The following is an 18,958-nucleotide window of genomic DNA, read 5'->3' as shown; positions in this document are numbered from 1 at the left end:
TCATGTTATACCGCACTTATCTAACCTGCGTCATTTCATTGGCTGGAGCCTTCATACTCCCCAATAGCTTGCAGGCCATGACATTGGAAGAAGCAACCTACATTGCTATTGAAAATAGTCCAACTGTCAGGGGAGCCATTGCCAAATACAGAGAGTCTAAAGCAAATGCTGAAACGACCCGACACTCAGGCTACTTCCCAAGTGTGGACCTCTCTGCAGGAGTAGGGCATGAAACGACTTATGCGGACGAAACAAGCTCTGATGATGTGAAGCTGACGAGAAGAGAATTAAGCCTATCGCTTAACCAGCCAATATTTAATGGCTTTTCCACAAAAAATGAAATTGAAAGGTTAAGGCATGAAGCTGAGGCTGACCGATGGGAAGCACTTATTTCCGTTGAAAATACGGCGCTGGAAGTCGCGCAGTCCTATGCTAATGTATTACGCTACCGTGAACTCGTTGCACTAGCAGACTTAAACCTAAGAACTCATCAGCGTATTTACAAACAAATCAAATTAAAAAGTGATACCGGTGTCGGCCGTAAATCTGATTTAAGCCAAATTACAGCGCGCCTTGCTAAAGCTCATGCCAACCACTTCGCTGCAATAAACAACCTTAGCGACGCAGAAAGTAACTACAAAAAAACCGTTGGTGAGCTCCCACCAAAAGACCTTATTTACCCAGTACCAGACCAAGATTTATTACCTCATAATTTAACGGACGCCATTAACCAGGCCCTTAAAAAGAACCCTGCTATTGAAGGCGCAAAATGGGATGTCGCAGCAACAAATAGCTTTATTGAAGCGACTAAAGGCAGTCTATATCCAACAGTGAATTTCACTCTAGAGCGCACGTGGAACAACAACATAGATGGTTCAGAAGGACCAAAAGAAGACTTGCTCGCCATGGTCAGGCTAAATTACAACCTTTATAGCGGCGGCTCATATAAACATCAAAAAACCGTCGCGGTTCAACAAAACGCCCAAACTTCTGAGATTCATCGCAACACTATCCGTGACACAGAATTAACGGTACGACTCGCGTGGGCGGCTTTTGAGGCTACGACAGGTCAAAAGAAGCATATACAACAATATGTTATTGCCACAAAAGAGTCTCAAGTCGCCTATGAAAAACAATTCCGCCTAGGACGCCGAACGCTATTAGACGTATTGGATAGTGAGAACGAGTTATTTCAAGCCCGCCAAGATTATGTGAATGCCGATTATGACGAGCTATTTTCTGAATTCCGTTTATTTAACGCAAAAGGCGAACTCATGCGCGCATTTCGCATTTTCCGCCCACAAATACTTGGCTTTGACGACGAATTTAACAACGATATCCCTCCTCCAGTATCAGGCCCAAGCGCAATTGAAGAACTTCAAGCAGCAGAATTCAATGCCATAGATATCGATTCTCCTGTAGACAATGCAGAGCCAAGCAAGCAAAATACCAAAGCACTAGAAAAAGAATTATTTATTGACGCTGATAAGGGATCTGGGTCTTGGTAATAGCTACTAGCTGGTTAATAATACTTTTAGCTATGGGACTGAGCTTATACCAACCCCATAGCGATACCTTGCTCAGTAATAGTTTATATGATCACCGCCCAGAAAATACTTCATTAAAAGATGATGACCATGATGGTGTAATCAACGCTCGGGACCACTGTGAATACACCCCTCTTGGCGCCAAAATAGATAACCTTGGCTGCCCTTCAACCAAAACACTGCTACTCTCCGTAGAACTCAAGGTTTTATTCGAATTCGGTAAAAGTGATATTAAACCTCGCTTTTATAGTGAAATAAAAAAGCTAGCGGACTTCTTACGCGCCAACCCGGGGAGTGATGCTGAGATAAATGGCCATACAGATGAGATTGGCAGCACCTCAGCAAACCTTAAGCTTTCGCAAGACAGAGCCAATGCAATATCTTCTATTTTAATAAACAGCTTTAAAATTCCCGCCAAACAAGTCATCGCCATTGGCCATGGTGAAACAAGCCCAATAGCCGATAATAGTACCCCTGAAGGTAGGGCAAAAAATCGCAGAGTCGTGGCAGAAGTCTTTGCCAAAAAAGTCATAGTTAACGAAAGGTGGAATATATATAGCGTGGACAAAAATATTCAATAAACACACAAAACTATATGTGATTTAAGGGTGTTTTTTCTTCTCACCGCCCCCATACTCTATAGCATCAAACTCTACTAACCGACTTTTCAAAATAACTGATAAGCCGCTTCTTATTTTAGGAATCGCCATATGACTATCAAACTTGGTATTGTTATGGATCCCATTGCATCCATTAACTATAAAAAAGACACTTCACTAGCTATGTTATGGGCCGCAGCAGAAAAAGGCTGGCAGTTGGTTTATATGGAACAAAAAGATCTATTTTTAGAGAATGGTAAAGCCTATGCGATGGCACGCCCACTCACTGTATACAAAGACCCAGCACATTTTTACGATCTCGGTGAAGAAAGCAGAATCCCAATGGGAGATTTAGATGTGATCTTAATGCGTAAAGATCCGCCATTCGATAGCGAATTTGTTTATAGCACCATGATCCTAGAACAGGCTGAACATGATGGTGCCATGGTAGTCAACAACCCAAGAAGCGTACGAGACTGCAATGAAAAGCTCTTTGCCACTCAATTTCCACAATGTTGCCCTCCCGTTCTAGTAACACGCCGAGCGGACCTGTTAAAATCTTTTCATAAAGAACATGGTGATGTGATTTTTAAACCACTAGATGGCATGGGCGGCACGTCCATTTTTCGCCTTAAGCCTGATGATTCAAACGTCAGTGTCATAATAGAAACCCTAACCAAACTGGGCAACGAACAAACGATGGCACAAAAATTTATTCCCGAGATTAAACAAGGTGATAAGCGTATTCTCGTGGTTAACGGGGAACCTATCCCATTCGCCTTAGCACGTATCCCTGCATCAGGAGAAACCAGAGGCAATTTAGCCGCTGGTGGACATGGTGAAGGTAGGCCATTAACCGACCGTGATCGTTGGATCTGTGATCAAGTCATTCCATCATTAAAAGAAAAGGGCCTGATGTTTGTCGGCCTAGATGTGATTGGCGATTACCTGACTGAAATAAATGTTACTAGCCCAACCTGCGTACGTGAGCTAGACACACAGTTTGAGCTCAACATTGCGATGACATTAATAGACTCCATCGAATTACGCCTTCAATAATGACTTCATGCGAATAATAGATAGGTTTTCCGTTGCCCTTTTTATCGCCATTAGCCTACATGTGCTAATGGTGATGACACTTGGCTTCGATTTTTCTCCACCTGCCGAAAAACCTAAAACTTTAGAAGTTACCCTAGTTCAGCACACCTCCAAAGCGCCTATTGAGGCCGACTTTATTGCCCAAGCCAATCAACAAGCAAGTGGTACAGAACTGAGAAAACAAAAACTCACAACCACAGAAACGGCCGAGTTTCTCTCTGACGAGATTCAAGAAATCACGTCGCCGGTCCAGCCCCAACTGGCCTCGGCGATACCTATTAATGAGCCGACTGTTCTAGCAACAAAGGAACAAGAATCTGTTCTAGAGGTCATTGATAATCCAGAGCAAGAACCAAAAACTTTGGAAGAGCAATTCCTCGGGGAAACTCAAATCCCAAGCCATTTGTCTAATGACATAGCAACACTGGAGGCGCTGCTCGATCAACAACGACAATCCTATGCAAAACGCCCTCGTATTCGACGTCTAACCTCGGTCTCAGCCAAAGCGGCAATAGATGCTCAGTACCTTGATGATTGGCGACGAAAAATTGAAAGAATAGGTAATATCCACTACCCAGAAGAAGCAAAACGTAATCATTTATACGGCGAATTGCGTTTAGCTGTCATCTTACAACCCAACGGTTATGTGGACGATATTGAAGTACTACACTCCTCCGGTGTTAGAGTCTTGGATGATGCCGCCATGCGTATCGTGCGTCTCGCTGAACCTTTCCAAGTCTTCCCTAAAGCACTCAAAAAAGATGTCGATATGCTTGAAATCATTCGGACTTGGCGATTTGTTCCCGGCAACCAATTACGCAGCCAGTAGGCATCATAAATTTGGGCATAAAAAAGCCCTCACATAGAGGGCTTTACTCATGCTTGCGGCTGATGATTAGTCAAATTGACCATCACCCATAGCAAGACGTATCTTCTTCATGGCATTTTTTTCAAGTTGACGAATACGTTCTGCCGATACGCCGTATTCATCAGCCAATTGGTGTAAAGTAGATTTACCTTCAGTCAACCAGCGCTGCACTAATATATTTCGGCTACGCTCATCAAGGTCCGCCATGGCTTCTTCAAGACGAGAGTTAGAATCAGCCTCCCAGTTACCATTTTCAAGTAAGGTTGCTGGGTCATAACGATGGTCTTCTAAATATTGAGAAGGCGCTTTAAAAGCACTGTCGTCATCGTCATCAGCAGACGCATCGAAGGTCATATCTGAAGAACTTAAACGGCCCTCCATTTGGCGTACTACTTCAGGTGTTACACCCAAATCACTCGCCACAGACTCGACTTCCGAATTGCTAAACCAAGACAAGGTTTTCTTAGCACTGCGTAGATTAAAAAACATCTTACGCTGAGCTTTAGTCGTCGCCACTTTCACGATGCGCCAGTTTTTCAGGATAAACTCATGAATTTCAGCTTTAATCCAATGCACAGCAAAAGACACCAAACGAACACCCACTTCAGGGTTGAAACGTTTTACCGCCTTCATCAGACCGACGTTACCTTCTTGGATCAAGTCGCCTTGAGCTAAACCGTAACCTGAGTAACTTTTCGCGATGTGTGCAACAAATCTTAAGTGCGACATAACCAATGTACGAGCCGCTTCAAGGTCTTCCTTGTAATAAAGACGCTCAGCTAAGGCTTTTTCTTCCTCAGCTGTCAAAATTGGAATTCTGCTAACGGCCTGCATGTATGACTCAAGGTTTTGACCTGGAATCATAATATCAGTTGGCTGGAGAGCTCTACCCATCTTTATTTCCACCTCTTATTGTTCATACTCTGTATGACAAAATACTATCAACTAAGTTCTGTTTTATGTGTGACATAAATGTGGATAAATCATGGCTATCGCCAAAAAGATGATTTATCCACTGCAGCCTCACTGCAATTCAATATTAGCAATATGTCGATTAACGGCAATCCAAGCCCCAATCACACCCACTAATGCGCTAATAGTTAAACATAAAACGACCTCATCTGCATTAAAAGTCTGCAACTGAAAACCACCTTGGTAAAGCTCTATTAGCCGTTCTACTGGGGCACTCACCCACCAGCTCAGCAAGAGAATACAAAGGCTAGCAAAAAAACCGCCCAACACACCGAACCAAAATCCCATATACAAAAAGGGTCGACGAATATAAGCATCTGTCGCGCCAACTAACTTCATTACCATAACTTCATCACGACGGCTTTCTACCGCCATACGAATGGTATTACCAACAATAAGCAGCACAGCAACGATCAACAATATAGACAAAGCATAGGCAAATCGCTGTCCAAAACTCAGTATATTGGCAAGGCGCTGTAACCATTGTGCATCTAATTCGGCGTACTCAACTTCTTTCTGAGAAGCCAACCCATCCCGTAACGCTTGTAAGCTGGCTAGTGAGTCCAGATCAACGGCTTGCTTGGGAATAACTCGTAATACAATAGGTAAAGGGTTCTCAGACAGAGAAGATAGAATTTGCTCGTAACCACTAGATCGCTCGAAATACCTTAACCCTTCTTCTTTTGATATATATTCAACTGACGCTACATCCGCCTGTGCAGAAATTCGATGGGACAAGGCCAATGCCTGAGTATCTTCCAATTGTGAAAATAAATACAAGGTAATAACCGACTGCTGCTCCCATTGATCAGTCACTGACTCGACATTTTTCAACAGTACATACAAACCGCCCGGTAAAGAAAGCGCAATGGCAATCACCATAATCGTCATCGCACTGGCTAGAGGGTAACCAACCAAACGAACGAAACTCTCTGTTAACGTTGCTTGATGTTGAAGTAAATATTTACTCAGGCTAAAAGAAGAACGCGAAGACCACTGATGCTTAGACACCTTTATGGATTCGCGGGTAGCCCCTCGCTGATTCGGCTTCTGTGACATCTAACCGAAGCCTCCATCATTAACCATCCGCCCTTGATTCAACGTCAGCACGCGATGTCGCATACGCGCAACCAAAGCCAAATCATGGCTGGCAACCAATACCGTCACCCCCACTCGATTAAACTCTTGAAACAAATTCATAATTTCGGTCGATAACTTAGGATCCAAGTTACCGGTAGGCTCATCGGCTAAAAGTAATTGTGGTTTATTCACAACAGCGCGAGCAATACCGATACGCTGTTGCTCGCCGCCAGAAAGTGCCATCGGATTGTATTTTTCTTTACCCAGCAAACCGACTTTATCAAGCGCAGCGCGAACACGTTTACCAATTTGCTGAGGGTCGGCACCACTCACCTGTAATGGCAGGGCAACATTATGAAAAACACTGCGATCCAACAACAACTGGTGATTTTGAAATACCACGCCAACACGACGGCGATGGGATGGAATAGCCCTGCGACTTAAGGTTCGTAGATCCACACCATCCACTAAAATTTGGCCTGAGGTTTGGCGTTCAATCATCATCATAAGCTTCATTAAGGTACTTTTACCCGCACCAGAATGACCAGTAAGAAACGCCATTTCACCTTCATGGAGGTGAAAGCTCACTTGCGACAAAGCCTCTTGACCACTATCGTATTTCTTACCTACTCGTTGAAATTCGATTTCCACGCTTGCCAAATATCCTTAAATAAAAGAAAGAAAGCCGATTACTCTTTTGCACAGCTAATAGTTTTACTCACTATCAAACAAGGCATCAACAAATTCTTTCGCAACAAAGGGTCGTAAGTCATCTATTTGCTCACCCACGCCGATATAACGGATGGGCAGACCAAATTGTTTAGCAATCGCGAAGATAATGCCACCCTTGGCTGTTCCATCAAGCTTCGTCAATGAAATACCACTTATGCCAACGGCTTCAGAGAATAATTTAGCTTGGCTAAGTGCATTTTGGCCAGTACCGGCATCAAGCACCAACATAACTTCATGGGGCGCTTCTACATCTAGTTTTTTCATCACCCGAACAACTTTTGACAGCTCGTTCATCAAATTGCTCTTATTCTGCAAACGCCCAGCCGTATCCGCAATAATCACATCCACGCCCTTGGCTTTAGCTGACTCTATCGCATCATAAATAACCGATGCTGAATCTGCACCAGTATGTTGAGCCACCACAGGAACATTATTGCGCTCTCCCCATACTTGTAGCTGCTCCACCGCTGCGGCACGGAAAGTATCACCAGCGGCCAACATGACGCTTTTGCCCTCTGCCTGATATTTTTTAGCCAACTTACCAATCGTCGTAGTCTTGCCTACGCCATTCACACCCACCATTAGAATAACAAACGGGCCTTCTTTACTAACAGGCTCTAAAGCTTTTTGTGAACCACTTAAAATGTCATTCATATCTGTTTTTAGACTAGCTAAAAGTGCATCCGCATCTTTCAGCTCCTTACGATTCAACTTTTCCGTTAAACCATTAATCAAAGCCTGAGTGGCATCAATACCAACATCCGCTACTAGCAATTGAGTTTCTAACTCTTCAAGTAAATCGGCATCTACCTTTTTACTACCCACAATAATGGAAGAGAGTCCGTCACCAAGACCACTACGAGTACGTGACAAGCCAGCTTTAACACGTTGCGACCAAGATAACGAAGGTTCAGGAGACGCTATCGAAGAAGCGATAGCAGCCGCACCTTCTAACTCACCGTCTTTCACTAAACTCATTTTATCATTTAACTGTTCAGCGGAAGACGCTTCTATCACCTCTTCCGATTCAAGACTTTCGGCCCCCTTTTCTTTCAATACATGAAGGTCCGCATTCATCTTTTTAACAAAGCGACGACGAAGTACAAAACCAGCAATCGCCATTAGCGTTCCTATCGCTATCGGAGCATAGCGAGCATATTCGCCAAGATAAGGTGTTAAAAAAGTAATGATTTGGTTAACAAATTCCATTAAATCGGTCTCTTTGTCTAGACTGATGCGATACACACCAGTGAAATGCTATGATTGAATACAGAGCCATTAACATAGGCACTTAAAGTGGTGATTTTATCATCATTCTTATTCGCAAACAGGCCTAGTTTCATGGAAAATTGCGTCTAACCATCACCATTATCAAGGTTGATTATGCCTGACAGTCAAAAGCCTCTCTTTAGCCGCCCTGTTTTAGCGGCCATTATGGTATTCAGCACCTTGGCTATCTGGGTACTAAACTTAACAGCACCCAACAGCAAATTGCCCACGCCAGCAATCGAAACCTGGGCATCCTCGTCGGGTATTCCTGTCATTTGGTTAACGCAAGATCAATGGAAAAAGAGTAACAAACTAGAATTACGCCTCGTATTCCACGCGCCAACAACAAACCCACAACTCACTAAAACCACCCTCGCAATATTAATGAGTGACTCACTCCCTCTAAGCACAGCATCAATCAATCAAAGACTTTCACCACTAGCGGCAAAAGTCGGCAGCGATTACAACAATGAGAACCAAACCATTGGCATCACCCTGAGTAACGAACCCAGATATCTAAAACCTACCTTATCTGTAATCACCGAATGGTTAAAAAAACCTGAATTCAAAACACGAACGTTTGAGCGTTTGCTGCATAGAAAAATGCATGGCGAATCAGAACGACACCAATTAGAACAGAGCTTATTTACTAACAATAATACTCAACAAAGCACGGCTCTTTCAGTGGCTCAAGTTCAAGCCTATTACCACAGTTTAAAAGCACACAGTGCCGCTATTTTTATCATAGGCCCAATGAATCAAGACATACAAAAAACAGTCAAAGGTATGATCGATAAGATCAGTGAAGATTTCCAACCTTCTACACAAACAAATAAGGTAGCAAGCCATGAAGCTGCTAGTGCAACCACAAAGCAGGGTAAAGGCAGCTTATGGCAAACTCGAAACGCTATTGCTCTAACTCCCTTAACCAACGTTAAAGACTGGATCAGCTTGCAACTTTGGGGGACTGACCTAGTGCAGTCACTTAATAAGCAAGAGGATGTAGACTTTACACAACTAAATCTCACACTCTCCCAACAACACCCTTGGGCTTGGTGGAATATTCAACATAGTAATGCTCTACTTGTTGAGCAAGCTTCTACGAAAAACTCAAACAAGACACTGAAAGCGAAAGACCTTATTTCTGTTGAACAGCTCCCCTCAGCCAATAACAAGGACACTTTTAACGCACTATTAGACACTTTTAAAAAGCAGCTTGAACAACAGACCTTGTCTCCCACATGGTGGAGTTATATCGCCACCCAAGTCACCTATAAAGATGGTCCGCTTACCCTACAAAATTTTGCCGACGGCTATAAAGAAGCCATTGACACCTACACCCAAGATGACTACAAAACAGCCATTCAGCGACTATTAAAAGTGTCATCCTATCAAGAGATTCAGGTTTACCAATGAGAAAAAACAACACCAGCCATGCCACTCTAAAGAGCAAAGCCAAAGCCTCAAAACTTCGTATAATTGCTGGCGAATGGCGCTCCCGACAACTGCCTGTTCCTGCTATAGAAGGTCTAAGACCAACACCTGATCGGGTTCGTGAAACCCTATTCAACTGGATAAATCACCAGATTCCAGGTGCAGTTTGTGGAGATTTATTTTGTGGTTCCGGTGCTTTAGGTTTAGAAGCACTTTCTCGAGGCGCAAAAAGTGTTCTTTTTGTGGATAACTCCCGTATTGTCACCCAACAAATGACCACGAACCTCACAACACTCGGAGCAAAAAATGCGGAAGTGGTTGCTCAAAATGCCGCCGTATTTTTAGAGACGGCCACGCCCCAAGCTCTCGACGTTATTTTCCTCGATCCCCCATTCCGAAAAGGTTGGCTAGCACAAATTATCCCCCTGCTAGAAAAAGGCTGGTTAGCTCCAAGATCTCTGGTTTACATTGAAATGGAAAAAGAAGCGAACCTCCCCGTTTTACCAAACCACTGGAGTCTTATAAAGGAAAAAAATGCAGGGCAACTCGTCTATCGATTATTTGAAGTTTCTCTGCCGATAGATCCCACTTTATGTGACCAAAAGAAGAGCTAATCTATTTTCACCACCACCCTAAACTGCACCATCTTCGTGCAAAACAGTGTTTTTTTTTATTTTCTTTAGAAGCGCACTTACAAAAATCAGCACTTTATGTTTCTAGCACGAAGCTTGCATACACAACACCAAACCGCCTTATTCTAGGCATACTTCAATACTTCCTTACACCGATATGGATGCTTTATGTTGTCGAATTTATCATTTAAAACCAAATTGCTTTCTTTACTGGCTACAGCCATTGCAGGCTTCATTATCGTTACTTTTGTTGCTATGGATGGCCTTGCATCACAACAACGTGCAAACAATCAGCTGCTAAATTTATCTAAAACTCAAGGCTCTAATGATCAACTTAGTATTAGTATGCTTGAGATCACAGATCACCTACGGTCTGTCTCGGAAAACAGCTATGAAGACTACTTAAAAAATGTGAATGAACAAATACAAAAAAATACCAACATAATTAATGCCAATGTCAGTAGAGCAAATAGCCCAGATTTAAAGCAGACCTTACAAGACACCCAAGCCAAGATAGATCAATACAGCAAAGCTCTGCTCAACCTAGTCAATAAACGCTATATTATCGGCTTTGACTCCAACTCCGGCCTACGTGGAAAAATCGGTCAACTTGGTTCTGAAATAACAACAGACATCAAAAAACTAAGCTTATTAAAACGAGAATTCACTAAGGTTCGACAGACAGAATCTAGCTATTTATTCGACCCATCAGAAAGCAACCTAGAAAAGCTCAACGTCAACATTGAAAACTTCAATACACGTATTGAGAATTTTGGGTTTCAAGATACCCATGGCAAAAAGATGAAACTGTACACCGAGGCGCTACTAAAATATGGCGAAGAATATACCTCACTAAATACAGTGGAAAATACTTTCAATGAGCAAAAAGAAGTTTTTATTCAAAATCAATTAACGACTGGACAGCTCATCCAAGAAAAAATAGAAGAGGCTGAAGCTGAAGCTGAAGAAAGTTCAACGAAAGCCAATAGAACACTACTCGCAGTAAGTATCGCAGTCACCTTGGCCGCCGCCCTATTAATGCTAAGTATTGGACAAAATGTAAAAAGCACCCTCAACCGTATTATCTTTGACCTAAATAAGGTTAAAGAAGGGAATATGACAGCGAAAGCCAAGGTCAATACCAAGCGTAATGATGAGTTCGATAAGTTAGGCGGTTCTCTCAATGAAATGACCCAAGGGCTAGGGGACGTGCTTCAAGATGTGATATCAACAACAGGAAATGTCGGTGACATGTCAACGGATCTTAATTCGGCAATCAGTGATATCACCAAAAACAATCTCTCCGTAAACCAGAGAACCAATTCCCTAGCACATGCAACAGACGATATTTCAAATCGCATCTCGCAATTATCTGATACAACAAACGCACTACAAAGTCACTCTAATGACACTTATGAATCAGCAAAAAGTGGTGCCGAGACGATCCGCCTAGTGTTAGATAGTTTGAAGGATACTGTCGATGTGGTCAATTTAACTGGGCAGCAACTAGAGGAATTAGGACAGCTTTCCACTGATATTGATAATGTCATCGGCATGATTAATGATCTTGCCAATCAAACGAACCTACTTGCTTTAAACGCCGCTATTGAAGCAGCACGAGCAGGTGAAGCAGGTAGAGGCTTTTCCGTAGTAGCCGACGAAGTAAGATCATTGGCTGAAAAAACCGTCGATGCAACCTCTAGAATCACGACAATTGTTAGCACCATACAATCTTCTACTCAAACAGCAATTGCGACTATGGAAAGTGGACAAAGCAACCTGAAAATTATTGAAGAAAATGGTGCCAAGGCTGAAGATGCCATGCGCAATATAGAAACCAAAGCCATGACCAGCTCTAACTCAGCAAGCTCAATGGCGACTGACATTCAAGATGTCGCCAGCACAGCGGTGCAAATGAATACAGAAACAGAGCAAATTGCCCAACAGCTTAATGAAGATACTCATTCTATTGATATCTTAGCTCAAAAAACCAAACTGATTCAGGAACTAACAGAGCAGCTCTCCGGCAAAACTCAAGTGTTCACCCTTTCATAAATATGCTCTTCACTCGTTTTTTCACTGCACCTTTCGTATTTAGACAACTAATACGAAAGGGGCTTCTCCCTCCCTATGAATGAAAATACAGCACAAAATAGTAAGCTAGTGTATAAGCTCGTTTTAACATAGTCCCATCAAGGCCAGTAGTTTTTCAGCGCCCTCTTGATGGTAATAGACGCAACCGCTAGACTGTGCTGCAAGATTACCCTCCCCTTCTTTATGGGAGTTCAATTACTTTTCATTAGGACAGTCAAAACCTATGTCGGACGCCATTCCAGTCGACTCTGTTGGTATTGTGACACCACAGATTGCGCTCTTTGAGACGCCTCTGGCGCTTTCTTGCGGTCAAGCCTTGTCGTCATACCAACTTATCTACGAGACTTACGGAACCCTTAACGAAAGAGCCTCCAACGCAATTTTGGTATGTCACGCATTAAGTGGTGACCATCATGCAGCAGGTTACCATACCATGGCTGATGGCTCTCGAGAGAGTAAACCCGGGTGGTGGGATTCGGCGATTGGACCGGGGAAAGCAATTGATACTAACCACTTCTTTGTAATCAGTCTTAACAACTTAGGTGGCTGCTGCGGTTCTACCGGGCCGACCAGTATCAACCCAGAGACCAAGCAAGTATGGGGGGCTGATTTCCCAATTGTCACAGTTGAAGATTGGGTAGAAAGTCAAGCTCGACTCGCAGATAAATTAGGCATCAAAACCTTCGCGGCCATCGTCGGAGGCAGCCTTGGTGGCATGCAAGTACTGGAATGGAGCATTCGTTTTCCAGATCGCATTAAAGCCGCTGTCGTCATTGCGTCCGCACCTAAATTATCTACACAAAACATCGCCTTTAATGAAGTAGCAAGACAATCTATTCGTCGTGATCCTGACTTCTTTAATGGTCAATATTTAGATAACAATACAGTGCCAACCAATGGTCTTGGGCTAGCTCGCATGCTTGGCCACATTACTTATTTATCTGGTGATGCCATGAACGCGAAGTTTGGGCGCCAAATGCGTCACGATAGTTACCAGTATAACTACGACATTGAATTCGAAGTAGAAAGCTACCTACGTTATCAAGGGGAAGCCTTTACTAAACGCTTCGATGCCAATACCTATATGTTGATGACCAAGACACTCGACTATTTTGACCCAGCAGCACGTGCCAATGGCAACTTAGCCGCTGTACTCAAACGAGCTCAATGCGAATTTTTATTGGTGTCTTTTACCACCGATTGGCGTTTCTCCCCTGAACGTAGTGAAGAAATAGTAAATGCGCTAATAAAAGCAGGTAAACAAGTTTCCTACGCCAAGATTACGTCGGAAGGCGGACATGACGCTTTTCTGTTTCCGATTCCTCGCTACATGACAGCGCTAAACACCTTTTTAACCCGCGTTGCCAACCGCTTAGCAACGGAGACGAACTAATGCGCTCTGACTTAGAATTGATCGATGAATGGATCCAACCAAATATACGCGTACTCGACTTGGCCTGTGGCCCCGGCGAACTGCTTCAGCATTTAATTGATAACAAGAAAATTAGCGGTTATGGACTAGAAATTGACCCTGACGATTTAAATACCTGTATTGAGAAAGGCGTTCCAGTTTTAGAGCAAAACATCGATGAAGGTCTGCAAAATTTTGAAGACCAGAGTTTTGACTTAGTTCTCATGACCCACGCCTTACAGCAATTCCGTCGTCCTGACCTTCTCATTGATGAAATGCTACGAATTGGCAAAGAATGCATTATCACTTTCCCGAACTTCGGACATTGGCGCAGTCGCCTTCATCTTGCGTTAAAAGGCCGCATGCCAGTTTCTGAATTCTTGCCATACAATTGGTATGACACACCCAATATTCACTTTTTCACGTTTCAAGATTTTGAACGTTTATGCCGTGAAAAAGACATCAAAGTTCTACGTTGGGCTGCAGTTGATGGGCACTTACGCGATCACTGGTGGATACGTTCCATGCCAAACCTATTCAGTGAAACGGCAATCTTTCACATTAGCCGTTAATCAACCTTACTACCGCACATAAAGAGGAGTTTACGATGAGCAAAACCATCGTTTTAGCCAGCAGCAATTCCGGGAAAATCCTCGAATTTAATGACTTACTAGGTTCAGTGGGCATTGAAGTTAAACCACAAAGCGACTTTAACGTAGAAGATGCCGAAGAAACCGGCTTAACCTTTATAGAAAATGCCATCCTAAAAGCACGTAACGCCTGCGCTCACACTGGCCTACCTGCTTTAGCAGACGACTCAGGCATCGAAGTAGACTATCTTAATGGCGCGCCCGGTATTTATTCCGCACGGTTTGCCGGAGAACATGGCAATAGTGCCGCTAATAATGCTTTATTGTTGGAAAAATTAGACGGCGTGCCTCAATTAGAGCGTACTGCACGTTTTCACTGCGTATTAGCTTATCTGCGCCACAAAGATGACCCAACACCTCAGGTTTTCCACGGTATTTGGGAAGGACGAATACTAGAGTCAATGGAAGGACAAGAAGGCTTTGGCTACGACCCTGTGTTTTATGTACCTGAATGCGGCTGTAGTGCAGCAAGCCTACCTAAAGAAGTGAAGAACCAACTCAGTCACCGCGCTAAAGCATTAAAACAATTGTTTGCGGTTTTTCAACAGGATAATGCCTTTTGAGTCTCCTGCTCCCACCACTGAGTCTCTATATTCACCTACCTTGGTGCGTTAAAAAGTGCCCCTACTGCGACTTCAACTCGCACCAAGCGGATCGTTTCGAACACCAAGGCAAACTGCCCGAAGAAGCTTACTTAGCTCAGCTACTTGCAGACCTAGAAGCCGACCTGCCCTACGTTGCAGGTCGTCCTATTCAAACCGCCTTTATTGGCGGTGGCACGCCCAGCTTAATGAGCGAAGATTTCTACTATCGGCTAATGGACGCTTTACGGGAAAAACTAGCATGGGTCGATAATGCTGAAATCACGATGGAAGCCAACCCCGGCACCTTTGAGCAAAATAAGTTTGCTCATTTTCGCCAAGCTGGTATTAACCGTCTGTCCATTGGCATTCAAAGTTTCCAGCCAAACCTGTTGAAAACCCTAGGAAGAATCCACAACCGTGAAGAAGCCATCCATGCTGTGGATAAGTCTCGCCTTGCAGGGTTCGACAATATCAATCTAGATTTGATGCACGGTTTGCCAGAACAAAGCTTAGAAATGGCATTAGAAGACTTATCATTAGCGATTGAGCTTAACCCTGAACACCTGTCTTGGTATCAACTCACCATAGAACCCAATACTGAATTTTTCCGTCGTCCACCCAGCTTGCCCGAAGACAATACCTTGTGGGGTATTCAAGATGCAGGGCAAAATCTACTCGCAAAACATGGCTATACTCAATACGAAGTATCTGCCAACTCAAAAGCAAACCGTCGGGCTGCACATAATTTGAACTACTGGCGCTTCGGAGATTACCTAGGAATTGGCGCAGGAGCTCATGGCAAGATCACCTTAAAAGATGGGCAAATATTTCGTACACGAAAGACTCGACACCCAAATCATTACCTAAACAATCTGCCTGAAGCACTTATTATTAAAGAAGCCATTGAACAAGAAGACCTACCCCTTGAATTCATGATGAATCGACTGCGTTTATTCGAAACCTTTGATTTACAAGACTATGAGGCCTACACCCATCAAAAACTGCCTACCCACCTAATAAAAGCCTGTGAAAACGGCCTACAACAAGGCTTATTAGATCCACACGAATGGCAACATAAGCGAGTAAAAACGACAAAAAAAGGTAAGCTTTTCCTTAACGATTTACTTGAGCTTTTCCTTCCTTAAAAAACTTGCTGGCTGACAATGGTTTGACATCTAACTAAATGCATGTGACCCTTGTTACGGTTAAAAATAGCGGTCATCCTTAATGGCCATTATTTTTAACCGCATGGCTGTGTAAAGATCTTAAACACATTAGTCTGTCGATATCTTTCTTCGCTTTTCACCAACCTATTTTTGTTTTGTAAATCGCATAAGCAGTAACCAGTGATTACATCTGGTGTTATGGCCTGTAGGAACAAAAATAACGACCGAAACAGAACACAATAGGTCGTATAAAGAACAAACATTCAAAGGAAATTCTTTTAGGGTTAAATAACAAAACTGTATAAAAAAACGCACACACGGATTTTCCATCAAGAAAAACTTAGGTGAAGTTCACTCATTCGGGAGAAGTTTATGAGCAATAAATCCCCTGACGCAAGTCGGGAAGAGTACAACACGTCATATAAGGTAGGACAAGATAATGTCCAATTCCTTGGTCTGGATGTCCACAATCCAGTTTTTGGTACCAGCGCCCTCATTATTTTTGCCTTCATCATTGGTAGTATTTGGTTTCCTGCCGATGCGAAAGAAATGCTAATGGGGGCAAGAGGCTGGTCAATCAATAACTTTGATTGGTTCTTTATGATATCTGGCAACCTCTTTGTTTTATTCTGTCTTGCCTTGATCTTCTTACCGATGGGGAAAATTCGCCTTGGTGGCAATCAAGCAAAACCAGAACATTCGACCATTACTTGGTTTTCTATGCTGTTTGCAGCGGGTATGGGTATAGGTCTAATGTTCTGGAGTGTGGCAGAACCTGTTGCTTATTACACTGGCTGGTACGGTACACCATTAAATGTGGCGGCTAATACGCCTGAAGCTGAAAGCCTCGCAATGGGTGCAACCATGTTCCATTGGGGCCTGCACCCTTGGGCTATTTATGCGGTTGTTGCCTTGTCCTTAGCCTTCTTTGCTTATAACAAAGGTTTGCCACTCACTATCCGTTCTGCTTTTTACCCACTATTTGGTGAAAAAGTATGGGGGATGATTGGTCACTTCATCGATATTTTAGCGGTTATCGCGACTATTTTTGGTCTTGCCACTTCGCTTGGCTTTGGTGCTCAACAAGCCACCAGCGGTTTAAATTTCTTGTTTGATATTCCCAACACCTTGACCACACAAATTGTCGTGATCTGTGCAGTCACTGCTGTTGCCATCATTTCGGTTGCTCGTGGTCTAGAAGGCGGTGTCAAACTGCTTAGTAATATAAACATGATCATTGCGGGCCTTCTAGCGCTGTTTATTGTCATCATAGGTAACACTGGCGCTATTTTTGGTGCAGTAGGAACCTTGTTACTCGGTTATATCGAAAATATCATTCCGCTAAGTAACTGGATTGGTCGTGAAGACGAAACCTTCTACCATGGTTGGACTGTCTTTTACTGGGCCTGGTGGATTTCTTGGTCGCCATTCGTTGGTATGTTTATCGCCCGCGTTTCCCGTGGCCGTACCGTACGTGAATTTTTGATCGCCGTGTTATTAGTACCAACATTAGTCTCTGTTATTTGGATGGCGATCTTTGGTGGTTCTGCCTTAGATCAAGTTCAAAACGGCGTTGGTGCTTTGGCTGGCGGTCTGACAGATGCGTCTTTAGCCATGTTCCAAATGTTTGGTAGCTTACCCCTGACCTCAGTCATTTCTTTCATTGGTATTGTCTTAGTCTTGGTCTTCTTTGTAACCTCATCAGACTCTGGCTCCTTGGTCATCGATGGCATTACTGCCGGTGGTAAAACTGATGCGCCTATGACTCAGCGTATTTTCTGGGCTGTGCTAGAAGGTATTATTGCGATTGCCTTGCTAGTTGGTGGTGGTTCAGACGCACTAGGTGCTATTCAGGCCGCAGCGATCACGATAGGTTTACCTTTCACCTTATTGATGCTCATTATGTGCCTCAGCTTGTATAAGGGTCTGCGTAGCGACTTACACTTGGTTGGTAAATAAAGCTATTGCAAAGCACTATTAGTACTTATTAAAAACAGCTCGCACGGTTCGCCATGCGGGTTGTTTTTTTTATGAAAGCCTTTTATGATCCCTACCACTCTTAGGGGAGTAATCTTCTTTGCACTTTGCAGAGATTCTTTGTCAACATAATTGGGCCTCAAGCTCGTGGCAAAGAAGTCCGAATTCGATTAAATCGATGGGATTGATGAGACTTAAGACAATAACTTGGCTCAGGTGGGCTCAGGTTCGTTGTCTTTTGTTTTACCGCCCACCTAGGACCCATCCAAATGGAAGCTTTTCTTACTTCGGTATCTACCGTTGCCCTCGCTGAAATGGGCGATAAAACTCAGCTATTGGCTTTATTTCTCGCTACGAGGTTTTCTTCTAAACTGTCTATTGTATTTGGCATCCTTGTCGCGACTTTACTCAACCATTTAATGTCCGCATGGTTTGGAGTCGAGGTGGCAAACTGGATTCCTATCAATTGGATTCATTGGGTTATAGGTTTAAGCTTTATCCTCGTAGGCTTATGGCTATTGATTCCCGACCAAGACCACAGCGAAGAAAATACAATGCTCAAGCACGGCGCTTTTATTGCAACCTTCCTGCTTTTTTTCATTGCAGAGATAGGTGACAAAACCCAAGTCGCCACCATTCTTCTCGGTGCACACTATGGCTCGGTTTGGCTCGTGCTACTGGGTTCCACTATCGGTATGATGCTCGCAAATGTTCCCGTGGTATTTGCTGGTAACTGGATCATGGAGCGCATCAATCCAAGCCGCACTCGTCAATTGGCCTGTCTACTTTTTCTTATTATGGGTATGGTGACAATAGTTCCCTCACTGCTGCAATAAATAGGCTTC

At 43.4% G+C, this 18,958-nt stretch carries 17 protein-coding genes and 1 riboswitch; of the genes, 13 read left to right on the top strand and 4 right to left on the bottom strand.

Features of this window, described 5'->3' with window-relative positions; all coding sequences use genetic code 11:
- Positions 1-2: 2 nt before the first annotated feature.
- The 4 genes from I8J31_RS02290 to I8J31_RS02275 all read left to right on the top strand — a co-directional run bounded on the left by I8J31_RS02290 (position 3) and on the right by I8J31_RS02275 (position 4,073).
- On the top strand, positions 3-1,508 hold the full coding sequence (locus tag I8J31_RS02290) for a TolC family outer membrane protein (RefSeq protein ID WP_199466593.1): 1,506 nt from the start codon (positions 3-5) through the stop codon (positions 1,506-1,508).
- On the top strand, positions 1,502-2,128 hold the full coding sequence (locus I8J31_RS02285; protein WP_233402533.1) for an OmpA family protein: 627 nt from the start codon (positions 1,502-1,504) through the stop codon (positions 2,126-2,128). Before I8J31_RS02290 ends, I8J31_RS02285 begins: the two co-directional genes overlap by 7 nt.
- Before the next feature lie 129 nt (positions 2,129-2,257).
- Positions 2,258-3,205 (top strand): glutathione synthase, encoded by a 948-nt coding sequence (gshB, locus tag I8J31_RS02280; protein WP_199466591.1) that lies wholly within the window; start codon positions 2,258-2,260, stop codon positions 3,203-3,205.
- Between the two features lie 7 nt (positions 3,206-3,212).
- Positions 3,213-4,073 (top strand): energy transducer TonB, encoded by an 861-nt coding sequence (locus tag I8J31_RS02275; RefSeq protein WP_199466589.1) that lies wholly within the window; start codon positions 3,213-3,215, stop codon positions 4,071-4,073.
- A gap of 66 nt (positions 4,074-4,139) precedes the next feature.
- On the opposite strand, the gene rpoH is transcribed toward I8J31_RS02275, so the two are convergent.
- The 4 genes from rpoH to ftsY form a co-directional block, all read right to left on the bottom strand.
- On the bottom strand, positions 4,140-5,006 hold the full coding sequence (gene rpoH / locus I8J31_RS02270; protein WP_199466587.1) for an RNA polymerase sigma factor RpoH: 867 nt from the start codon (positions 5,004-5,006) through the stop codon (positions 4,140-4,142).
- A 129-nt stretch (positions 5,007-5,135) separates the two neighbouring features.
- Positions 5,136-6,143 carry a permease-like cell division protein FtsX gene (gene ftsX / locus I8J31_RS02265; RefSeq protein WP_199466586.1) on the bottom strand — a complete coding sequence of 336 codons (1,008 nt, stop codon included), beginning with the start codon at positions 6,141-6,143 and terminating at the stop codon, positions 5,136-5,138.
- Complete coding sequence (gene ftsE, locus I8J31_RS02260) at positions 6,144-6,815, bottom strand: cell division ATP-binding protein FtsE (RefSeq protein WP_199466585.1); 672 nt, start codon at positions 6,813-6,815, stop codon at positions 6,144-6,146.
- Between the two features lie 63 nt (positions 6,816-6,878).
- Positions 6,879-8,105 (bottom strand): signal recognition particle-docking protein FtsY, encoded by a 1,227-nt coding sequence (ftsY, locus tag I8J31_RS02255; protein ID WP_199466584.1) that lies wholly within the window; start codon positions 8,103-8,105, stop codon positions 6,879-6,881.
- A 174-nt stretch (positions 8,106-8,279) separates the two neighbouring features.
- Here ftsY and I8J31_RS02250 point away from each other — a divergent pair, with 174 nt between their 5' ends.
- The 9 genes from I8J31_RS02250 (at position 8,280) to I8J31_RS02210 (ending at position 18,949) form a co-directional block, all read left to right on the top strand.
- Positions 8,280-9,581 (top strand): insulinase family protein, encoded by a 1,302-nt coding sequence (locus I8J31_RS02250; RefSeq protein WP_199466582.1) that lies wholly within the window; start codon positions 8,280-8,282, stop codon positions 9,579-9,581.
- Positions 9,578-10,213 (top strand): 16S rRNA (guanine(966)-N(2))-methyltransferase RsmD, encoded by a 636-nt coding sequence (gene rsmD, locus I8J31_RS02245; RefSeq protein ID WP_199466580.1) that lies wholly within the window; start codon positions 9,578-9,580, stop codon positions 10,211-10,213. Before I8J31_RS02250 ends, rsmD begins: the two co-directional genes overlap by 4 nt.
- Positions 10,214-10,399: 186 nt before the next feature.
- Complete coding sequence (locus I8J31_RS02240) at positions 10,400-12,286, top strand: methyl-accepting chemotaxis protein (RefSeq protein WP_199466576.1); 1,887 nt, start codon at positions 10,400-10,402, stop codon at positions 12,284-12,286.
- A gap of 262 nt (positions 12,287-12,548) precedes the next feature.
- Entirely contained in the window at positions 12,549-13,718 is a 1,170-nt protein-coding gene (metX, locus tag I8J31_RS02235) for a homoserine O-succinyltransferase MetX (RefSeq protein WP_199466575.1), read from the top strand.
- Positions 13,718-14,308 (top strand): methionine biosynthesis protein MetW, encoded by a 591-nt coding sequence (gene metW / locus I8J31_RS02230; RefSeq protein WP_199466574.1) that lies wholly within the window; start codon positions 13,718-13,720, stop codon positions 14,306-14,308. Before metX ends, metW begins: the two co-directional genes overlap by 1 nt.
- A gap of 35 nt (positions 14,309-14,343) precedes the next feature.
- On the top strand, positions 14,344-14,949 hold the full coding sequence (rdgB, locus tag I8J31_RS02225; RefSeq protein WP_199466573.1) for an RdgB/HAM1 family non-canonical purine NTP pyrophosphatase: 606 nt from the start codon (positions 14,344-14,346) through the stop codon (positions 14,947-14,949).
- Positions 14,946-16,115 (top strand): radical SAM family heme chaperone HemW, encoded by a 1,170-nt coding sequence (gene hemW, locus I8J31_RS02220; protein ID WP_199466566.1) that lies wholly within the window; start codon positions 14,946-14,948, stop codon positions 16,113-16,115. The genes rdgB and hemW overlap by 4 nt, the downstream gene beginning before the upstream one ends.
- 393 nt (positions 16,116-16,508) lie before the next feature.
- Positions 16,509-18,095, top strand: a complete 1,587-nt coding sequence (locus tag I8J31_RS02215; RefSeq protein ID WP_199466561.1) for a BCCT family transporter — start codon at positions 16,509-16,511, stop codon at positions 18,093-18,095.
- 91 nt (positions 18,096-18,186) lie between these two features.
- Positions 18,187-18,375, top strand: a riboswitch (yybP-ykoY riboswitch).
- 7 nt (positions 18,376-18,382) lie between these two features.
- The gene (locus I8J31_RS02210) at positions 18,383-18,949 is read left to right on the top strand and encodes a TMEM165/GDT1 family protein (RefSeq protein ID WP_199466560.1); all 567 of its coding nucleotides are present in this window, start codon (positions 18,383-18,385) and stop codon (positions 18,947-18,949) included.
- Positions 18,950-18,958 lie beyond the last annotated feature (9 nt).

Source organism: Marinomonas transparens, assembly GCF_016463975.1.
Taxonomy (GTDB): Bacteria; Pseudomonadota; Gammaproteobacteria; order Pseudomonadales; family Marinomonadaceae; genus Marinomonas; species Marinomonas transparens.
This window is presented reverse-complemented; position numbering and strand designations above follow the sequence as displayed.